Source organism: Streptomyces sp. NPDC002520 (assembly GCF_053595235.1).
This window is the reverse complement of the sequence record NZ_JBSFXG010000006.1, coordinates 223,653-240,490: the sequence shown is the minus strand read 5'-3', so window position 1 is coordinate 240,490 and position 16,838 is coordinate 223,653. Positions and strand designations below refer to the sequence as shown.

Genomic DNA, 16,838 nt, shown 5'->3' with positions numbered 1-16,838 from the left:
TGCCCGACCGCCCGCGGCGGGAGCTCGGGCGTGGGATCAGCACCGGAACCAGTGCTTCCGGGTGAGCGTCGCTGAGGGCCGGGCGCGCTGGAAATCGGCGGACTCTATCCACAGGCCCGCGCTTCCAAGATCAGTTCACCAGCAGGTACTCCGCCTCGGCGCAGCACGCGTCGACCGGCCGGGCCTGCCGTGCACCTGTGGAGGCTGATCTCACTCATGCGTATGACCCGCTCGCGCGTGCTGCGGCGTGTCGTGACGACCGCCGCGCTCGTCGCCGCGTCGGGCGCGCTGGCCGCGCCGGCCGCGCTCGCCGCTACCGAATCCCCGGCGCCCCAGACGTCCGCGTCGGCTGCCGACGGGGCGTCGCTGGATCTGAAGGTGGAGGTCTCGGCGGACGCCTCGACGCCCAGCCCGGACCCCACGGGGGAGCCGGGCACGGACCCGACGACCGATCCGACCGATCCCGGTGAGCCGGGCACGGACCCCCCCGTCCCGCCCACCGATCCGGGCACCGACCCGACGGACCCGCCGTCGACCGACCCGACGGACCCGCCCACCACGGACCCGACCGACCCGCCGACGACCGATCCCACGGATCCGCCGACCACGGACCCGACGGATCCGCCCACCACGGACCCGACCGACCCGCCGACGACCGATCCGACGGACCCGCCGACCACCGATCCCACGGACCCGCCCACCACGGACCCGACGGACCCGGGCACGGACCCGGGTACCGATCCGACCTCGGAACCGTCGCCGAGCGCGACCTCGGACGGCACGTCGGACGGCACGAAGGCCTCGCCCAAGGGCGGCACCGCTCAGCAGATCAGCGCCGCTGACACCATCACGCCCGCCGGGAGCCTCGCGCACACCGGCTCCGACGGGAACACGGCGCTGGCCCTGACCGCCGCGGGACTGCTCGCCGCCGGTGTGACGTCGGTGGGCGTCGTCGGCTACGGCCGGCGTCGTGCCGGCCGCCGTGCGACGGACCAGTCCTGACGGCCCAAGGCCCTGCTGTCGGGGCTCCGCGTTGAGCCCCGGCTGCGCAGCCCGCTCCCGCCTACGCGTGGTGAGCGGGTGGCGCCGCACCCCCTATCAACCTGTCCTGAAGGGACACAGATCGCTGTGACTGCCATAAGCCGACGACTGGCCACCGTGGCCCTGTCCGTCTCTCTCCTCGGCGGAACCGCCGCGGCCCTGGCGCCTGCCGCCTCCGCCGCGGACTCGTCCGCCTGCACCTACAACATCGCCGACCACAACGCCATCGTGGGCTACAACGGCGTCAACTACCGCACGGGGCCCGGGACCAGCTACAGCAGCAAGGGATTCCTCTACAACGGCGATGACCTGCGGGTCTACTGCGGCAAGAGCGACTGGTACTACACGAAGCTGATCTACCGGTCGAAGTCCGGCCTGCCTGCGGGCACCTACGGGTGGATCCGCAAGGACATGCTCCTGCAGCTCGCCGGCTGACGGCAGAGCGTCCCCGGCCCGGCGCTTTCCCGACTGCCGTGCCGGAATCCCGCTTCCGATGACGGAGCGGTGTCGGATCCGACACCGCTCCCCGGAAAGCGCCCATCCCTGCTCCTCGTCAGGAATTCCCGCGCCGGACTGCCAGTTCTCCGCCGTCACACCGCCGCGGAGTTCTCCGCATCCCCGGTGCAGTACGTGCTCCATCTGCTTCGGCGTCGGTTCCTCGTCCCTCTTTGCGTAGGCCGGCAACGAACCGGCCGAGGACGGGCAGACGCGGCGGCACCCGACGTACGCCGCCGGCCACCAGGCGCGGAACCGCGGCCGCGGGCCGCCTTCCACTCACACCTATCTACCCCCCTCACCCCCGCCCGTGAAAGGCGCCCCGTCATGACCCCACGCACGCCTGCCGCAGAAGCACTGACTGCGCTGCTCAACCGCCGCCGACGCGCCGCACTCGGCGCATTCCTGCCTGCGGGCTTCCCCAACTGGACCGCCGGGATCGAGGCCTTGCGCGCTTTCGTCCGGCACGGCGCTGACTTCCTCGAAGTCGGCGTCCCGCACCGCACGCCGGCCTTCGACGGCCCCGACATTTCCGCGGCCTACACTCGGGCCCTCGCGCAGGGCACCCGCATGGCGCACGTCTTTTCCACGATCCGCCTTGTCACGTCCAGCACCGACGTCCCGGTGGTCGCCATGGCCTACTGGACATCGGTCTGCGACTTCGGGATCGAGCGGTTCGCCCAGGATCTCGCTCAGGCGGGCGCCGCCGGCGCGATGATCCCCGACTTGCCCCTCACAGAGGCCGGCCCGTGGCTCGACGCCGCGCGCGAAGCCGGCATCCACGCGCCGCAGTTCGCCCCGCGCAGCGCCGACGACAGCCAGCTGCGCGCTATCACCAAGGCCGCCTCGGGCTGGGTCTATGTCCCCGCCGCAGCAGCGCCCACCGGCTACCAGGGGCCGCTGGACCTGCCCGCCCTCCACGACTACACGACGCGGCTGCGGGCCACCACCTCCTACCCGCTGGTCGCCGGGATCGGCATCTCCACGCCTGAACGGGCCGCCGACGTGGCCCCGTTCGTCGACGCCGTGGTGATCGGCTCCCCGCTGGTCCGGCCTCTGCTGCACACCGCCGGACCGCGCGGCCTCGAGGGCGCCCTGGAGCAGGTCAGAGCGTTCGCGTACGCGCTGCGTACGCCTGCAGCTCCAGCCACGCTCCCGGCGTGATCATCAAATGGCGCCGCGGCCGCAGCAGCGTCCTCCAGCTCGTGCCGGACCGGCCGCCGCCCACCGGCACGAGCACGGCGTTGAAGGCCTGAGCGAGCAGTAGAACAAGGAGAAGAAGAGGACGTGCACCCTCAGCGTCGTATCCCGTCCGGCCGGAACGCCGACAGCGTGCGCCGGCCCCGGCCCGCGCCCCTGTCGCCACCGCCAGAATGGCGAGCCCACCTGCTGTTCGTGGAACCGCGCTACAGCAGCGCGGACCTCGGCGACGACGTCACACAGCAGGACCTGGACCTCCCCGAGCCCCAGGTTCCGCGCTCCCGACGACGCGCCTACCGGCCCTGACCGTCATCCCAACTCCCCGCCCGCGGGGCCATGCCGGCCCCCGCTCCTGGAGTCTGCCCGCGCCGCACTGACCGGGAGTCGCATGTCCAGCACCGCCACACCCCCCAGCCCCATCCCGTCCGCACCCCGCACCCCGCTCGCCGTGGCGCCGGAGCCGGTCGCCGACGCGGAAGGCCGCCGGCCGCCCCAGTCCGCAGGACGCGGCTTCCGCGTCCTGCGCGCGCTGCTACGCCTGGGCGCCCACGACGAACACCAGCTCGCGGACATCGCCCGTGAAGCCGACGTGCAGCCCTCCCACGCCTCCAAGCTCCTCAAGGCGGCCCACCTGGAGCAGCTCGTCGAATACGGAACCCGCCGCGGCACCTACCGGCTCACCCGCAACTTCGCGCAGTTCGCCTCACCCCGCGTCGGCCCGGACCCGGTCACCGGGCCCGTACGGCGCATCGTCGAGGACCTCCACCACGAGACCGGACGTGCCGTTGCCTGGCACGAGCCGCACTACCGGATCGGCATCGGACTTCGCCTCACGCTCGTCGACCTCCTGTGCCCCGACCCGCAGTTCAGTGTCGCGGCCTCCCAGCAGGGCCACGACCCGAGAGCGACTGCCGCGGGACGGGTGGCTCTGGCCTACCTCCCCGACGACCTCGCCGCCGACGCCGACGACCGGCCCCTGGCGCTGCCCCAGACCCTCCAGCGCTCCATCCGCTCCACCCGCATCGCCCTGTGCCGCCACCCCGGCGGGTGCACCCTCGCCACGCCGGTCCTTCGCGGACGGCATCTGGTCGGCGTACTCAGCCTCACCGCAGCAGACCACCACGTCCACGACCCCCTCGCGCTGCAGGAGTACGCCGTCCTGCTGCGCCGAGCAGCGAGCCGTGCCCTCAACCCCCCGGCTCGCACCGCACTGCCTCGCCGGACCGCCTGACCACCGCCCTGAAGGACACGCTGACCATGCCTCCCCGTCTTCTCGCGAACGGCGCCAGCACCGACCACCCCGCGCCCTCCCTGCCCTTCGTCGATGACGCCCACCTCGCCGCGGACCTCACCCGGTGCCCGGAGGCCGCCCGGCGCACCCTCATCCCGGATCCCGAACGCGAGGACCTGATATGGGTCGTCCACGACCACCCGCAGCTGGGCCGGTCGATCCTGCTCTACGCGGTCGACGAGCCGGGAGCTGCTCCGGCCGGGCAATGGCAGGCCGATGCGCCGCTCGTGACCCGGGCCGGCGGTTACTGGTGGGACGGCGCTGGCTGGTACCGGCCGCCTCAGCTGTGGGACGCGACCGCAGGCGCCTTCGAGCAGCACCCGGTACCCGCGGCCGCGACCGTCACCGCCGCTGACCTGCTCGGCGACCCGGCCGCCGATGCCTCCCGCGGACGGCTGCTCCGCGTGGCCGACCTTGCCGATCAGCTGGAGTGCGGCGACTGGCTGGACGACCTCGCGCTGTGGGCCAACCGCCGGTCACCTGCAGAACAACGCCCGCCGTTGGAGCACTGCGTGGTCACCTTCACCGCGCCGGAGCTCGCCGGCGACAACCTCATCGGCACCAGGGCGCTGGCGGCCCTGGCCTCCATCACCGCCTCCACCCTGCGCGCCTACATGAACCGGAACCAAGGCGCCGTGCCGCAGCCCCAAGTGATGATCGGACGCCGCGCGATGTGGTCGCGCCCCGTTGCCCAGGACTGGGTCGAGCAGCGCCGCCGCCCGACACCGGATCGGTGGGCGTCCCCGAACGGCGACGGCGCACTTCCGCCAGGCGCCGAGCAGATACGCAGCCGCCTCGACCCACTGTTCTACGCCGCGCTGTACGAGGACCCGGCCCGGCGCACACGGTGGGCGCTTCGGTTCCGCGGCCCTGATGCCGTCCGTGACGTCGCCGGCGAACTCGCCCGCCTCGCCGCCGCCGAACTGCACAGCCATCTGCCCGGCCAGGACCTCGCCCAGGTCCTCGTCCACGCCGCGTTCGCCGACGCTGGCGCCGGCGAGCGCCCCAAGGCGCTCGAGACAGTCCTGCGTTGGCTCGCGCTGCACGACTCCCAGGCAGCGGAGAGTGCCGTCACGGCCATCGCCGCGGGGGCCGGCACCCACCTCGGCGACGGCCAAGACTTCCTGCACCGGCTGCGCACGGCAGTCGGCACAGGATGCGACCACCACGGCGGCCGCCCGGCAGCGACGTGAACAACGCGCCGCGGCACAGGACAGTGCACCGGGGAAAAGATCCGTGCTTCAACTATGTCCGGGGTGAACCGACGCGGCCTCCGGCACCTGCAGGCCCGCCGTACGTTCGGCCCAGCCCCGTCTCCTCGGGGCGTTGGCACCAGTGAAGCAGGAGTGCGCCATGCGTCCCTTCCGCAAGAGCTCTGTCCGATCCGTACGCCGTCCGCGCCCCTAAGGCGCGAACACCCCCGAGTCGAAGGCGGCCGCACCCTCCGGGACGGCCGCCTTCGGCTTGCCCCCATCCGACACGACTGCAGGCCCGCGCCTGCCGGGAGACGCTGCATGGCCACACACGCCCCCGCCACCATCACCACCGCGCCCGCCGCGCGGACCACCCAGTCCATCGTGTGGATCCTGATCGCCAGCTCGCTCGCGGTGAAGGCCGGCGGCTTCGCCTGGGACTTCCTCAGCTACTACGTAGCCGACGGAACCGGACGCGGAACGACCGCGGTCGGCGCCGTACTGACCGTCTTCGGAATCGGCTGGTGCCTGGGCCAGGCCGGCGCCGGCGCCCTCACCGACAGGGTCGGCCAGCGCACCGCCCTCACCACACTCATGATCCTTTCCGCGCTGGCCTGCTTCGCGCTCGCTCTCGTCCAGTCCCTTCCCGCGCTGTTCGCGGTCTCCCTGTGCCTGGGCATGACCATGGAGGCCCACCGGCCGGCCGTCTCCGCCGCCATCAACGACGCCATCCCCACCCAAGCCGGCCGCACCCGCGCCCAGGCCTGGCTCTACTGGTCAGCCAACGTCGGCATTGCGATCTGCGGCGGTGCCGGGGGCTACCTAGCCCACCACCACGGCTACCGCACTCTGTTCCTCATCAACGGCCTCGTCTGCCTCGCCTTCGCCTACGTGGCCCGCCGCACCCTGTCCGCCCGCCCGCCGGCCGCCGCCCAGCAGGACCTCACCTACCGGCAGGTCCTCGCCGACCCGGCCCTGCGCTGGATGGCCCTCGCCGCCGTGTTCGCCATGGTCTGTGCCTGGGGCCTGGTCTCCGTCCTGCCGCTGCTGATGACCGCCGACCAGCTGCCACCGACCGCGTACGGAACAGCGATGATCGCCAACACGGTCGTCGTCCTGCTGCTCACTCCGCCCATGACGCGGCTCCTCGTCGGCCGCGGCGAACAGTTGAAGTACCCGCTCGTCCCGATCCTCGCCGCCGGCTCGGCAATCCTCGGTCTGGGCATCACGGTGGCCGCCGTGCAGCACACCACGCTTGGGTACTCGATCGCCGCGGCGATCCTGGTGCCGGGGGAGATCTGCTACAGCGTTGCTGTCGGGGCGTTCATCTCCACCGCCGCGCCCGCTGGCGCTGCGGGCCGCTACCAGGCGGTCCTCAGCGCGGCCCAGGCCGTCGCTTCCCTGTCGCCGCTCGGAATTGCCCTGGCGCTCGATGCCGGGGGCCGCATGCTGGTCGCTGTGCTGCTCAGCGTGTGTGCGCTCATCTCCGTCCTCGCCTGCCGACCCCTCGCCGGCGTGCTGCGCTCCGCCCACCACGCGTCGCAGGCCACGACCTCTGCCCAGAGCTCAATGGAGGCGTCGTGACGTCGGAGTCCGCCAACCCGCCACGGGCCGGACAGCCGTGGTCAGCGCGGCACGGTCGCCGGCAGGACGTCGCTGTAAGAACCGCCGGATGAGCAAATGCCGATGGGCCGGCTCCGCTCGCAGCGGGGCCGGCCCATCGGCCGTGATGACCTTCACCGGTCGGCGCACACGTTCCTGGTGCCGCGGCGACTGCCCAGGCGGGCGCCGATCATGCGTGGGCCAGCAGGTCGGCGACAGGGTCGGCGCTGTGGGCGTACTGATCGCCGTCCGCCTCGACCTTCTGCGCTATCCGCCAGGCGCCGCCCTCCTTGACCAGGCGCAGGGCGTAGCGGAAGGGTTCCCCGCCGGCCCGCTTGCAGGTGGCCAGGGCGCCCTTGCCGGCGGGCCGGCTGCTGGACGCCGGCACGTCCTGGACGTGGTCGACGGCGATCGTCAGCGCTGACTGGTCCGGCTTCTGGTCGCTGAAGTACGCGGTGTAGGTGGTGACGCAGCCGCCGAGGGAGCCGCCGTCCTTGGAGTAGTTCGGACGGGCCGCCTTTGTCTCGAGCTCGCACATCTGCTTGGGCTGGGACGGGCGCTGCAGCCACGCCGTCATGTACGCCTTGGCAGCGTTCGCGACTTGCTTCGTCTCCTGCTTCGCCGCGTCGTTCCCGGACTGCTTGCCGTCGTCGGAGCTGCCGCATGCGCTCAAGGCGAGCAGAGCGGCTGCAGATGCGGCGGCGGTCAGTACCTGTCGTGCGGTCACGGCGGACTTCCTCCTTGACGGTTGGGCGGCCCAGCTGGCCGGCCACGGAACGAGATCACGAGGTCTTCGACTGTTTCACGTGCACACTGAGGTGCGTGGTTCTCCTGGGACACCGGCTGGCCGGATCTGTCTCCTGCAGGTCCGCGAGCCGACACGGTGGCGCTGAGCTGGCGCCCCTAGGCCAGCGGTGAGCCCGGCCCGTCACCCACGGGCCGGGCTCATCAGGTAAGCGAGCGGCGGGACTTCACCTGCACGGCAGGCGGACGTCCATCGCGAAGAGGCGCGTGATCGAGGTGGCGCTCTCGTCGTCGTCAGTGACCATCAGCACCCGAAGCCGCTTGCCGTGCGCCTCGGTGATGGCCATGCCCTCGATGTTCCCGATCAGGGGATTGCGCTGGTGGGGGACCTTGGACACCGCGTCCCCGGCGGGGCAGTCGCTCAGGTCGGCGAGCAGTGTCCGGCCCATGAACCGCACATCCTGCTGCGCGCTGGTCAGCGAGTTGACCGAGGTCACGTCGCTCGCGCCCTCGGGGTCCGCGAGGTACAGCTTGGCCGTCCACCCGACGTCCGCAGCGAACGACCTCTCCATCACGAGGTAGCGGCCGTCATGGGTGGCGGCGATCTCGGAGATGCCGTATCCCTTCTCGGCCACGTACGCGTACTGGGGGCCGAGGGCGAACTCCCCGTCGCCCTGCCGCTGCCAGGTCTGGAAGCGGCGGGTGTCGATGCCGTCGCTGCGCAGCCACCCCTCCATGGACGCCGTCAGTGTCCGCCCGGCCCGGTCCATCGTCAGGCCTTCGAAGGTGCGGTTGCGGATGCCGCCGCCCGCTGCCTCGACGCCGAGGTTCGCCGGCACGGGAAGCCGCGCAAGCAGTGTGCCGTCGGCGGAGTAGCGGCGTACCGACGGCTCCGTTTCGGACGACACCAGCCGCGTACCGTCGCGGTCGATGACGATGCCCTCCGAGTCCAGCGGCTGGCCGGCCTCGTCGGCCAGGGACACCACGGACGCCGGCGTGAGCGAGCGGTCCAGGCCGAACAGCAGCGAGCGGTCCGACAGGGCCGAGATGCGGCCGTGGCCGTCCACGGCCAGCGCGGACAGGTTGCCAACGAAGGCACCCTGGAAGGACGTCTTGTCGAGGGCGTCGGAGTAACCGCGGATGCTGACGTGCTGTGAACAGGCGCCCTCATCGTCGGCGGCCGCGGCATGTCCTGCCGCGGCCGTGAGTGTGCTGGCTGTCACCGCTGCGGTGAGCGCGCCGATCAGCGCGGATCGTATGTGCATGGCCGCAACGTACGGCAGGCCTCCGACCCGCGGGGCGACGCAACACGCCGCTGCAGGCGATCACCTTCCCACCGGCCGGCAAGCGCGGCCGCCCTGGGAACTGCCCCATACCGAACGGGAACTGCCTGGGCCGATCGGGCCCTGCAGCGCGTCCGCGGCGTTGCACCTGCGCCGTGCCGCGCGGGCACGCTCAGAGGCCGCCACCCGCTGCGCAGCAGCACGGCCGGCGTGGGCCGCCCCAGCGGCGGCCCACCACGGTCGGTTCCACCAGACGTGCGTCAAGCAGCCGGAAGCTGGGGCACGTTGGTCACGCCGGAGGGACGGATGATCGGAATGACCTTCGCTCCGCGTCCGGGACGGCGGAACCGGCTCAGCGGGCGGATCGGCGACCACCGGGTACCGATGAGCCCGGTCACCTCGGTCCATCTGCGTTCGAACGAGTCCCGGTGCTTGTCGTCCGCGCCGGACGGCGCCGCCACGAGATAGGCAGCCGCCGTCGGGTAGCCCTCGCCCGGCTCCAGGTAGTGGACCCGCTTGATGTGGGAGGACTCGCCGGCACGAAGACGCACCCCGGCTTCCCTGGCCCGCAGCAGCAGCATGAGCTCTGCATCCCAGCGGGAGCCCTCCCACACGGTCCGCACCGACCTCCAGGCCTGGCCCTTGGCCTGCTCGCCGCGGCAGCCGGGATCCACGCCCGCGCACTGCGGCGGCAGTTCCGTCCGCTCGCCGTCGTCACCGATCGCGTATGCCGGATGCCGGCGGCGGCACGCCGCGGTCCGCTTCGTCCGGCACCACCACCTCGGGCGTGCGCAGCGGTCGCCGTGGTGGTTACGGCAGTCCTTCGTACGGCCGGGCAGATACACGCGGCGCACTTCGTACAGCGAGAACGGCAGGGCATCGAGCCGGGTTTCGAAAGCGGTCAGGACCTCGTCGTTGCGCGCGTCCTCGGTGAGCTGCTGGTAGAGCGAGCGCGTCCCGTACAGCGACATCGGCTCGTTCAGCGCCATCGACGCGTACTCCATGACCAGGGCGTCCGCGGCCAACTCCGGGTGCTCCCGGAGCCTCTCCTCGTGCCGGTCACGCGACGCACAAACCCCACTGAAGGGGCAAAACGTGCAATAGCTCTTTTTGATGGGCTCGCCGAGCCGGTCTCTCACGAACGCCTCGACGGCAGCGCGGTCCATCCCGGCGTCCACCAGCGGGTAGTACGGCACGCAGATCACCCGCCCGGCCTTCTCGTTGAGCCGGTCCTGGATCGTGGTGTCCTTCTCCATCCGGGAGCGCTCACCGGCGTGGTAGCCGATGACCCGGCGGAAGACGCTCTGGCCGAACTCCGCGGCCGCCCAGTGGTCAAGGCACCAGCCCTTGAACTTGATCGAGCAGGTCCTGCGTCCGGAGGCCATCTGGGGCACGGTCCCGCCCGTGATCAGCCAGTCCGACAGGCGCCAGGGCCCGGCCTGGTGGATCCTGCGCGGGTTGCGCGAGTCGTCGAGGACCAGGACCCCGTCGGCGTCGTGGCGGCCCATGCGGGCGATCTGGACCACGCGCACGCGACGCTCGGCGAGGAGCGGGAGCACGAGCCGGTCGACGTACGACAGGCTGTCGGCCCATTCGTTGCCCGTGACGGCATGCACGACGACCAGGTCGGACAGGTCCGCCTCCAGGCCATAGCGCAGGGGGTCCTCGAGGAACATCAGCAAGATCGCGGTCGAGTCGGCGCCCAGACCGTAGGAGAGCATGGTCATGGGCTTGCCGGGCTTCGTGCGGGCCGGTGCGCGCGAGTCGGGCAGGGTGAACAGGGCGGGCACAGCGGTGGACATGGACGGTTCCTTGACTTCTCGGGCGACGTGGGGAGAGGGAGGGCACCGCGGGGCGGCGGGCGGCTACAGGCCCAGCTCGTGCAGGGCCGTCAGCGCGTCAGCAGGTGCGGTGCCGGTGACCGGGTCAGCCGGTCGGCGAGGTTCTCGGCCCAGGCGGTGAACGCCTCCGGCGGCCGGTAGCCGGCGGCCTCCATCAGCGGCCACAGCCCGTGGGTAGCCACCAGCACGCGCGGGTGTGCGAAGCCCACGGTGAGCGGCGGCCGGAAACCGATCGCCGGGCCCAGGTCACGGACGAACCACAAGACCTCGCCGTCCTGGACGCGCACACGAAGGTGCGCGCAGCGGTAGCGGACGGTCCGGGTCCGCCGGCAGCGACCACCTGACGGAGCGCGGGGCGCGGGAGGGCGGGTCGGGGCGGCGGTCACTGGTACTCGAACTCGCCGGTGCGCAGCTGCACGACGATGCTGTCGGTGCCATCAGGGCGCAGGGCGCTGGACAGGTCGGCGAGCACGCCGCAGACGTCCTCGAAGTCCAGGTCGACGGTGCTCAGCGAGCCGTCCAGGTGGCGAGCCTCGACGCTGTACTCGTCCCAGAACACCCCGTTGTCGTAGGCGCCGGTCCCGAAAGTGAGGGTGACCACGGGCCAGCGGGAGGCGGTCTCGCCCTCGGCCACCACCTCACGGGCCCGGCGGCGCAGCGCCGTCAGCAGCTGCGTCTCGTACTTCGCGACCTGCCGCTGCATGCACATCGTCTCGACCGCGTACAGCTGCGCGACGTCGAGCGAGTCGAGGAACCGGGCGAGTTCGGCGTCGAACTCGGGCGCGTCGACGAGCGGCGGGAGTGCTGCGGGAGTGGACGGCGCAGTCGACGTCACGAGGGCGAGGGACAAGTGAGGAACCTTCCGGTCGGGGACGAGGAGCTTGCCGCGTTCGTGCGGCCGGGTCAGGTGCGCCCGGTGCGGGCGGCCCGGCGCCGGGCCATGCGTTCCCGGATCTGCTGCTGGGTGGGCGGGGTCCACTGGTGCCAGCCGGCGGCGGTGGTCCACCGCTGTGCGTGCTCGCGGTGGCCGATGCCGCAGTGCCGGCAGCTGGTCGGGGCGGGGGTCGGCATCGTGCTCTCCGTGGGTGGGCTGCTCTCATGCCGCCAGGGCGAGGCGGTGGAGGTAGGTGAAGGCGGCGTCCTCGCCGAGGTGGTGGCGGATCGCGTCGCCCCGCCGCCAGGTGATCGGGCCCTCCTCGCGCTCGAGGCGGGCGGCTTCCTCGACGACCTCGGCGATGCCGAACTGGTTCTTGAAGCGGTGACCGATCTTCGACTCCAGGCCGACGTACGTCTTCGGGGTCGGCAGCCCGAGCACCCAGCACAGCCGGACGGCGCGCACGAGAACGTCGAAGCTCGCCAACACACAGAAGATGCAGCTGAGGCGGGGAATGAGGGCGTCATACACCGGGTGGTAGTCGAGTCCCTCGTCCGCGATCTCCTGCCAGATGTCTGACTCGGACAGATGGAACACGGGATGCCACGTCAGTACGAGGCGGCGGCCGTTGCTGGCACGGTGGTCGATCGCCAGTTCGTCCTTGCGTCGTCGCGAAGCGGACTCGTCGGCGCGGATGCCCAGGCAGTTGATGATGAGCGCCTGCCCGGGCAGGCCGAGCTCGGTGACGATCTGCGTGAACAGCTTGGCGGCCTCGTCGCGCTTGAGGGTCGAGGTGCACAGGCGGTTCTGCGCATCGGGCCACAGGCCGCGCCGCTCGACCATCCCCAGGAAGCCGATGTCGGACTTCACCACGACGAACTTCAGCCCGTAGCGCTCGGCCTGCTGCTGGGCGAGGTTGCGGACCCCCGGCCACTCGGCGTCCTGGCCGATATCCGCATGGACGACCACGACCTTGTCCAGGCAGCCGGCCGCCTTCGCCCACTGCACGACTCGGTGCAATGCCACCACCGAGTCTTTCCCGGCACTGGACTGGACCAGGATGGCGTGCGCCGCCTGGATCAACTCCACCGGAGTGGCAGCCAGTTCACGCAGCAGGTCGGCTGCCAGCCTGGCGCGGCCGCCCTTCGGCCGGGGAGCATCAGCGCCGTGGCGGCCCGCCAGCCGGGCGACCTGGCGGCCGAGGGTCGCGTTGGCCCGCCGTGCGTGGTCGTAGGAGCGCTGCCACTTCGCCCGTGCCGCCGTCCGCCGCTCGGCGCACCGCGTGAACGATTCCTCGGCCTCCTGCAGCGCAAGGCGCGCCTGCTCCTGCTCGGCCTCGGGGGCGGCGGCCAACGCCGCCCGGCGGGCGCGGAGTTCGGCCAGGGCGGTCTGCCTCGTGGCAGAGGCCTTGGCCACCGCGCGTCCGGCCGTGCGGTAGCCGGAGTCGGCGGCGGTAGCGACGCGGATCAGGTCGAGGAGGTGCAGGCGGGTGCTGAGCTGCATGAAGGCAGGTCCTTGCAGGGATTGGGGCCGGGCGGCCGACGCTGGGGCGGGTCAGTCCTGGAAGGCGCTGTCGTCGCGGCTGTCGAGCCAGGCAGCGAAGGCGGCGGCCATGCGGGCGCTCTCCTCCTTCAGGCCGAGGCCGTTGGGGAGGCTCTTCTCCAGGTAGTGGCCGCCCTGGTTGATGACTCCCGTCCAGGGCTTGTCGTGCATCCAGGCGGGATGCGTGGCGCTGTGGTTGTAGTGGCCCGGGTTCCAGATGGTCCGGTAGAACAGCGCCTCGACGTTCTTGCGCCGGTAAGCGACCTGGGTGTTTCCGTATTCAGCGCGCTCGGCCCGGACGTGGGTCGTGATGCCGTGCTCGGCGAGCGCGGCGATCAGGTACTCGCTGGCGGGGGTCTCGTCGACCTCGGGCAGACCGATCAGGCGGCGGCCGAGGTTGGTGATGTACGGGTGCTGCTCCTGGTCCGGATCCTGCTCGCCGCGCCGGGTGAGCATCGTGACGAGACCTTCGCGTACGAGCGAGGCCAGCGTCCGCTCCTGCACGGCGGTCTCGATCCTGCCCGGCTCCTGGGAGACCAGCACACTCATCAAGGCGTTGGCCTTCGGGATGCTCAGCAGAGCGAAGGAGCCGTGGTCGGTGAGCCGGTGACGCAGGCCCGAGTTCTCGTCGGCGGCCGGCGCGGTGGTGATCCACTTACGCTCGCGCATGAGGTCCAGGGAGCGGGGAGCGATTCCCTCCGGGAGGAGCCGGTCCTCATCACGCAGCGCGGCGAGCAGCCACGTGCGCTGCTGGCGGGTCGGCGCCGGGGTGGCGGGATTGGCCGCCATGAAGGTGGGCACGGTCAGTCTCTCCAAGTGGTCAGCGGTACAGGGCGACGCGCAGCTCCTCGCCGAAGTCCCACGCCTGGCCGAGGTCGTCCAGGGCCATGCCGACGTCACTGTCGAAGTCGTGGGTCTCCGTGCGTCCGCCGAAGTGGAGGGTGGCGCCGTAACTGCGCCACTCCTTCTCGAAGTTCAGCTCGAACGTCACCGCGTCGGGCAACTCGGTGCCGGTGCGCGCGAAGTACGCCTTGAGCTCGGCGCGCAGGTTCTCGAAGTCGTCGGGGTGTGCGGAGACGGGGATGTCGTCGTCGACGCGATGTCCGTTGCGCTGACGTCCGCACTTCTCGCAAAGGCGCTGTGAGGCGGAGTTGTCGAAGAGACAGTCACGGCCCTTGCACTGCCAGAGGAAGCCGGCGGCGCGGAAGACTTCCCGCACGGTCTCCTCCTGCTGCTCGTTCGCCGCCTGGAGTGCCTTCTGGATCACAGAGTGAATGGGGTGTCCTCCCTGGGGTCACGTACGAGCTGCAGGAGGAGCCGTAACCCCTCCAGCGCGTATAAGTTTACCCGTGTCGACATCAAGAGGCAAGTTATACGCGTTGAATTCGGAATCGGGTGGGCGGACGAGATCAGGCGGCGGCGGTGTTGGCGTTGGGCTCCCAGGTCGCGCCCGGGCCATCGTGCCGGGCGCTGAAGGCCGCCGGATCAACGGAGGCCCGGTCGTCGTCGAACGACCGGGCCTCCGTGATGCGAGCCGCGGCGTCGGCTCAGGCCAGATGCCGGGAGTGCGGGCGGCGAATGTGAAGTTGCGCGCTGGTGCCCGTCGACCAAGAGGCCTACGGGAGCAGGTCAGGGACTACTCGCCAGCCTCTGCCCCGGCTTCCTTCCCGGTGCCGGCGTCGCCCTGCTGGGCGTAGTAGCTGTCCTGGGGTAGTAGCCGGTACGGCTGGCCCTCTGGGGTGTAGCCGTCCGGCTCCGGGCCGGCCTTGGCCCGCCGCTTGCGGTCCTCGATCTCCGTGAGGTGAGCCTCGAGGGTCTCCACCCACCAGAACGGGCGCTGGATCTCGTCGTATCCGTCGGCCGGCGGCACGCGCTTCTTGGCCAGGGACTGGTCGAAGACCGCTTTGGAGCTGTAGCCGAGCTTCTCGGCTGCGTGGACCGCGTAGTAGCGGTAGCGGCCGCGAGTCAGGGGGTCCAGCTGCAGGCGCTTGCCACCTTGTTCCTCTTCGGCTTCCGGTACCGGGCGGGGGTCAACCGTCGGCCGGACCGGCGACCAGCGTCCCGGCCCCTTGTTCTGGATCTCCTTGACTAGCCGGCCTCGGTCGTCCATGTAGCCGATGGCTTTGAGGAACGCGACCACGACCCTGCGCGGGTAGACGGCCTCCTCGAACTGCGGGACGGCGACCCCCATCGCGTCGGCGACGGACTTCATCGGGTAGGGCGTGTTTTTCTCGTACCCGCGCGCAGCCTTCCCGGTGGGTGAGCGGTGCCACTTCTGCGGGGTGGCCCCGTGCACGCCGGCTAGCTTGGCGATGAGGCCCAGGCTCAGCGGCATGGCCGCGTCGAGGCTTTCCGCGGACCAGTAGGGCCCCTTGTCGTCCTCGCCCTCGGGTGCGTGCAGCTCACCTCGCTTCACGGCCTGGTCGACCTCTCTCGCCGACTGGTAGCCGAGGAGCGCTCGGACTTGCTGCATGTAATACCGGTCGTCCGACATGCCGCCTTCTCTGTTGCCGATAACTGACTTCACGGACGAGGGTACGGCAAGTTATGCGCGTTGCGTAACCGGTCGTGTCCCGTGTGTCTGCGAGTCGGCCCGCTCCTGGCCGGATGACCCGGGTGCGCCGCGGCCCGGCGCCTGGGCGACGTAGGAATGCCCGCCCGGTCCCGTGACGGTCAGCCCCTGCGCCTTCAGGGCCCGCAGCGCGGACTGCGCGCAGCTCAGCGAGAACCCGTGCTGTTCGGCGACCTGCGGGGCGGACGGCATCCTGGAGCCGGGCGGATACGACTCGTCCCTGATCAAGGCCTGCAGGATCTCGGTCAGTTGCTGGTGCCGGGGCTTCGCGCGGTGCGTGGCCGGTGAGACCTCTTCCACTGTCACGGACACCGGGATGAGGTCGAGGCCCGGCAACGGCAGTGGCTCGACCAGCGGTACGGCAGACACGCGGACGCCTCCGTCGCTGCGGACCAGCAGCCCCTCCCTGACGAGCAGGTCCAGCGCCTCCTTCACCGTCCGCCAGCCCACGCGGTACTGCTCGACCAGCTCACGCCGCTGTGGCAGGAGCTCCCCGGGTCTGAGATGGCCGGCGCGGATCTGCGTGCGGAGCAGCTCGGCGAGGCCGGCATGCACCTTCAGGTCGAATGCCGACGGCGCGGCGGGCGACCGGCCCCCCTCGCTGCGCCAGGCATACCCGTGGTGCAGGACGACGGCGTACGGGCCGCGTCCGGGTCCACGCAGGGCCTGCTCGGCGAAGGCCGCGTTGTAGGAGCCGGCGGTGACCAGGGCGGCGTCGCGGTTGGTCTGCTCGAGGATCTCGTCTCCGGGGACGAGCCAGACCGCCCACGGCTGATCGGGATGGCCAGGACGGATGCGGTTGGGGCCGAAGAGGTTCACGTGGCGTTCCAGGGCGGCGAGCGGGCGGGCGGGGAAGAAGCGCAAGAGGCCGCGGCCGGCGAACCCGGGCGAGTCGGGCGGCCGCGGTGTCGGGTCAGGAGCGCAGGCGCGCGCCGCGCCGCCGGGTGCTCGCACCAGCACCGGCGAGCGCCCGCGGCAGGGCCGCGCACGTGGAGGACGGTGCAGGCCGGACAGGACAGAGCGCTGGGGTCGCTTTGAGCACGGGGCATCCGATCGTCGGGGGCCGGCAGGCCGGGGAGCTGTTGCCCGGCAGACTGCGGCGGATCTGTTGTGGACAGAGGCCGCCCACCTGCTGCCGCCGCCGCGACCAGCCGGAAGCC

At 71.5% G+C, this 16,838-nt stretch carries 18 protein-coding genes; 7 read left to right on the top strand and 11 right to left on the bottom strand.

Going from position 1 to position 16,838, the window contains the following annotated elements:
* Positions 1-222 precede the first annotated feature (222 nt).
* The 7 genes from ACWD5D_RS12350 (at position 223) to ACWD5D_RS12320 (ending at position 6,804) form a co-directional block, all read left to right on the top strand.
* Positions 223-1,002, top strand: coding sequence for a hypothetical protein (locus ACWD5D_RS12350; protein WP_450704989.1), 780 nt, complete (start codon positions 223-225; stop codon positions 1,000-1,002).
* A 126-nt stretch (positions 1,003-1,128) separates the two neighbouring features.
* Positions 1,129-1,476, top strand: coding sequence for an SH3 domain-containing protein (locus tag ACWD5D_RS12345; RefSeq protein WP_351230954.1), 348 nt, complete (start codon positions 1,129-1,131; stop codon positions 1,474-1,476).
* Between the two features lie 387 nt (positions 1,477-1,863).
* Entirely contained in the window at positions 1,864-2,700 is an 837-nt protein-coding gene (gene trpA, locus ACWD5D_RS12340) for a tryptophan synthase subunit alpha (protein WP_450704988.1), read from the top strand.
* A gap of 123 nt (positions 2,701-2,823) precedes the next feature.
* A complete protein-coding gene (locus ACWD5D_RS12335) occupies positions 2,824-3,042 on the top strand; it encodes a hypothetical protein (protein ID WP_351230950.1) in 219 nt (72 codons plus the stop codon).
* Positions 3,043-3,124: 82 nt separating this feature from the next.
* The gene (locus tag ACWD5D_RS12330) at positions 3,125-3,967 is read left to right on the top strand and encodes a hypothetical protein (RefSeq protein ID WP_450704987.1); all 843 of its coding nucleotides are present in this window, start codon (positions 3,125-3,127) and stop codon (positions 3,965-3,967) included.
* A 26-nt stretch (positions 3,968-3,993) separates the two neighbouring features.
* Positions 3,994-5,220, top strand: coding sequence for a hypothetical protein (locus tag ACWD5D_RS12325; RefSeq protein WP_450704986.1), 1,227 nt, complete (start codon positions 3,994-3,996; stop codon positions 5,218-5,220).
* A 321-nt stretch (positions 5,221-5,541) separates the two neighbouring features.
* Positions 5,542-6,804 (top strand): MFS transporter, encoded by a 1,263-nt coding sequence (locus tag ACWD5D_RS12320; RefSeq protein ID WP_451372620.1) that lies wholly within the window; start codon positions 5,542-5,544, stop codon positions 6,802-6,804.
* Positions 6,805-7,012: 208 nt separating this feature from the next.
* Here the strand turns inward: ACWD5D_RS12320 and ACWD5D_RS12315 are convergent, their stop codons facing one another.
* The 11 genes from ACWD5D_RS12315 to ACWD5D_RS12265 form a co-directional block, all read right to left on the bottom strand.
* Entirely contained in the window at positions 7,013-7,549 is a 537-nt protein-coding gene (locus tag ACWD5D_RS12315) for a hypothetical protein (RefSeq protein WP_450704984.1), read from the bottom strand.
* 244 nt (positions 7,550-7,793) lie between these two features.
* Positions 7,794-8,831: an esterase-like activity of phytase family protein gene (locus ACWD5D_RS12310; protein WP_450704983.1), complete on the bottom strand. Its 1,038-nt coding sequence runs from the start codon at positions 8,829-8,831 to the stop codon at positions 7,794-7,796.
* A gap of 278 nt (positions 8,832-9,109) precedes the next feature.
* Positions 9,110-10,651 carry a hypothetical protein gene (locus ACWD5D_RS12305; protein ID WP_450704982.1) on the bottom strand — a complete coding sequence of 514 codons (1,542 nt, stop codon included), beginning with the start codon at positions 10,649-10,651 and terminating at the stop codon, positions 9,110-9,112.
* Positions 10,652-10,740: 89 nt separating this feature from the next.
* Positions 10,741-10,977 (bottom strand): hypothetical protein, encoded by a 237-nt coding sequence (locus ACWD5D_RS12300; protein WP_432137304.1) that lies wholly within the window; start codon positions 10,975-10,977, stop codon positions 10,741-10,743.
* A 95-nt stretch (positions 10,978-11,072) separates the two neighbouring features.
* Positions 11,073-11,540 carry a hypothetical protein gene (locus tag ACWD5D_RS12295; RefSeq protein ID WP_450704981.1) on the bottom strand — a complete coding sequence of 156 codons (468 nt, stop codon included), beginning with the start codon at positions 11,538-11,540 and terminating at the stop codon, positions 11,073-11,075.
* 53 nt (positions 11,541-11,593) lie between these two features.
* A complete protein-coding gene (locus ACWD5D_RS12290; RefSeq protein WP_432137302.1) occupies positions 11,594-11,761 on the bottom strand; it encodes a hypothetical protein in 168 nt (55 codons plus the stop codon).
* A gap of 25 nt (positions 11,762-11,786) precedes the next feature.
* Positions 11,787-13,067, bottom strand: a complete 1,281-nt coding sequence (locus ACWD5D_RS12285) for a phosphoadenosine phosphosulfate reductase domain-containing protein (protein WP_450704980.1) — start codon at positions 13,065-13,067, stop codon at positions 11,787-11,789.
* A gap of 51 nt (positions 13,068-13,118) precedes the next feature.
* Positions 13,119-13,922 carry a hypothetical protein gene (locus tag ACWD5D_RS12280; protein ID WP_450704979.1) on the bottom strand — a complete coding sequence of 268 codons (804 nt, stop codon included), beginning with the start codon at positions 13,920-13,922 and terminating at the stop codon, positions 13,119-13,121.
* Positions 13,923-13,926: 4 nt separating this feature from the next.
* On the bottom strand, positions 13,927-14,373 hold the full coding sequence (locus ACWD5D_RS12275; protein ID WP_450704978.1) for a hypothetical protein: 447 nt from the start codon (positions 14,371-14,373) through the stop codon (positions 13,927-13,929).
* Positions 14,374-14,742: 369 nt separating this feature from the next.
* On the bottom strand, positions 14,743-15,600 hold the full coding sequence (locus tag ACWD5D_RS12270; protein WP_450704977.1) for a hypothetical protein: 858 nt from the start codon (positions 15,598-15,600) through the stop codon (positions 14,743-14,745).
* Between the two features lie 51 nt (positions 15,601-15,651).
* A complete protein-coding gene (locus tag ACWD5D_RS12265) occupies positions 15,652-16,542 on the bottom strand; it encodes a GntR family transcriptional regulator (protein WP_451372619.1) in 891 nt (296 codons plus the stop codon).
* Positions 16,543-16,838: the final 296 nt, after the last annotated feature.

Bases quoted from the DNA above. Each gene is read 5' to 3' on its own strand.
- ACWD5D_RS12290 (WP_432137302.1), bottom strand. From the start codon at position 11,761: ATGCCGACCCCCGCCCCGACCAGCTGCCGGCACTGCGGCATCGGCCAC.
- ACWD5D_RS12285 (WP_450704980.1), bottom strand. From the start codon at position 13,067: ATGCAGCTCAGCACCCGCCTGCACCTCCTCGACCTGATCCGCGTCGCT.
- ACWD5D_RS12270 (WP_450704977.1), bottom strand. From the start codon at position 15,600: ATGTCGGACGACCGGTATTACATGCAGCAAGTCCGAGCGCTCCTCGGC.
- ACWD5D_RS12305 (WP_450704982.1), bottom strand. From the start codon at position 10,651: ATGTCCACCGCTGTGCCCGCCCTGTTCACCCTGCCCGACTCGCGCGCA.
- ACWD5D_RS12350 (WP_450704989.1), top strand. From the start codon at position 223: ATGACCCGCTCGCGCGTGCTGCGGCGTGTCGTGACGACCGCCGCGCTC.
- ACWD5D_RS12325 (WP_450704986.1), top strand. From the start codon at position 3,994: ATGCCTCCCCGTCTTCTCGCGAACGGCGCCAGCACCGACCACCCCGCG.
- trpA (WP_450704988.1), top strand. From the start codon at position 1,864: ATGACCCCACGCACGCCTGCCGCAGAAGCACTGACTGCGCTGCTCAAC.
- ACWD5D_RS12320 (WP_451372620.1), top strand. From the start codon at position 5,542: ATGGCCACACACGCCCCCGCCACCATCACCACCGCGCCCGCCGCGCGG.
- ACWD5D_RS12330 (WP_450704987.1), top strand. From the start codon at position 3,125: ATGTCCAGCACCGCCACACCCCCCAGCCCCATCCCGTCCGCACCCCGC.
- ACWD5D_RS12310 (WP_450704983.1), bottom strand. From the start codon at position 8,831: ATGCACATACGATCCGCGCTGATCGGCGCGCTCACCGCAGCGGTGACA.